Source organism: Streptomyces sp. DvalAA-14 (assembly GCF_900091855.1).
Lineage (GTDB): Bacteria > Actinomycetota > Actinomycetes > Streptomycetales > Streptomycetaceae > Actinacidiphila.
In genome coordinates this window covers 1-1,872 of the sequence record NZ_FMCH01000321.1, presented here as the reverse complement: position 1 = coordinate 1,872, position 1,872 = coordinate 1, and the positions used below count along the sequence as shown (strand labels likewise).

Annotated in this window: 1 protein-coding gene; it reads right to left on the bottom strand. The window is 76.2% G+C overall.

The annotated features are described in order from the left end of the window. Positions 1 to 83: 83 nt before the first annotated feature. Complete coding sequence (locus GA0115240_RS16100) at positions 84 to 1,604, bottom strand: hypothetical protein (RefSeq protein WP_093737361.1); 1,521 nt, start codon at positions 1,602 to 1,604, stop codon at positions 84 to 86. Positions 1,605 to 1,872 lie beyond the last annotated feature (268 nt).

Here is a 1,872-nt window from a genome sequence, read left to right as displayed (position 1 = left end):
GCACCCCGCGGACGACGGGCGGACCGCCGGCTGGGGCCGGCCGACCGGCGGGGCGGGTGGCCGCACCGGCCGGACCGCGGCGGTCAGCTCGTCGCGCCCTCGCGCGAACGCGCCTTGAAAGCCGCCTTCCGGGCGTCCTTGGCGATCTTGCGGTCCGGGTGGAGCCGGCCCATCGCCTCCAGCACATCGGCGGTCGCGGGGTGCTCCACCCGCCAGGCCGCGTCGAAGAAGCCGTCGTGCCGGGCGACGAGATCGCGGACCATCTCGCCGAGCAGGTCCGCGTCGTCGTCGGCGGACAGCTGGGCCGCCAGCGTGTCGATGGTGAGCCAGAAGACCATGTCCGAGCCCGGCGCGGGAATGTCGGCGGCGCCGCGTTCGGTCAGCCAGACCCGTGCCAGGCCGCCGAGTTGGCGGTCGTCCAGCACATCGCGCAGGGCCGGCTCCGCCTCGGGGCCGAGCAGCGCGAGGGTCTGCTGGCAGATCAGCCGCCGGCCGGGCGCGCCCGGATCGTCGCCGCGCGCGGCCACCAGCAACTCCGCGGCCGCCTCGGCCGGTTTGCGGTCGGCCAGCCAGGCCGCCGCCTCGGCGCGGGCCACATGGTCGGGGTACTCCATCAGCGCGTCCAGCAGGTCGACCGCCGGTCCGGCGGCCAGGTCCCCGACCACGGGCGCGTACGCCCCGGCGTCGGTGAGCCGCTCGCGCAGCCCGTGCACGCCGAGCGGGGTCAGCCGCACGAGTCCGTAGCGGGAGATCTCGTCCGGGTCGAGCGGATCCAGGGCCGCCTCGGCCGGTTCCTGTTCGCCGTCCTCGTCGATCAGCGCCTCGTCCACCGGCTGGTACTCCAGCAGTCCGGTCGGCGCGAGCAGCCGGAACTGCTCGTCGAGCCGCATCATCACCTCGGTGACCTCTTCGAGCACGGCGTCGCTGGGCTGCTCCATCTCGTCCGGTACGACCAGCGACGCGGCCAGCACCGGCAGCGGGACGGCGCCGGCCTCCGCTGCCGCCTCCGGCTCCTCGTCGCCGGCCGCCGCACCGCCGTCCATCGCCATCAGCACGTAGAGGTTGGCCAGCGCGGTGTCCAGGAATTCCGCCGCCTCCTGCGGGTCCCAGTCCGCCTCGTCCAGCACCGAGCGGTCGCCGTCGTCCAGCGTCTCGCGCAGGCTGTCGAAGTCCGGGACGGCGGCGGCGTCGGCCAGTCCGTACTCGGCCGCGGTGAGCCATGCCTCCAGCACGTCGTCGGGATCGCCGGCGCTGACCGCCTCGTAGGCGTCGCCGCGCACCGCCCGGCCGGCCGGCTCGCCCTCCAGGGCGTGCTCCTCGGCGCCTTCCTCGATCTCCAGCGTGAGCAGCCCGGCCTCCACGGCCACACCCCACGCCTGCGCGGCGTCGGCGAGCGCGTCCTCCCCCTCGATCCCGAGTTCGGCGGCGGCCAGCACCAGATCGGCCTCCAGGAGTTCCCCGGTGGCGTCGACCCGCCGCTCCGCGCCGACCCAGCGCACCAGCCGCAGCGCGCGGTCCAGCAGCGGTACGCCCAGCGCCAGCCGCGCCAGTTCGTCCGCGGGCAGCAGCCGCACCGGCGGCAGGACGAGAGGACTTGCGGACATAGGACGAGCTCCCCTTCGGAGTGTGCGCGGGTCTGCGCGGTCGTTCACGGTCGGGTTGTGGGCACGGCGCGACCGAGCCGCCCCCGCGAGGGCGTCCGGCGGGACATCCCCGCCGGCGTGGGCGCGTGGCTTCAGCGTATTGCCTGCGGGCCGTCTCCCGGCCCGCCACCCGTGGCGAGGGCGCGGCGGGGGCGGCGGCGTGCTCGTGGCGGGCCCGCGTGCCCGCGCCGCTGCGGCAGGATGGCCCCTCGGGTGTCGGCCCGGATGG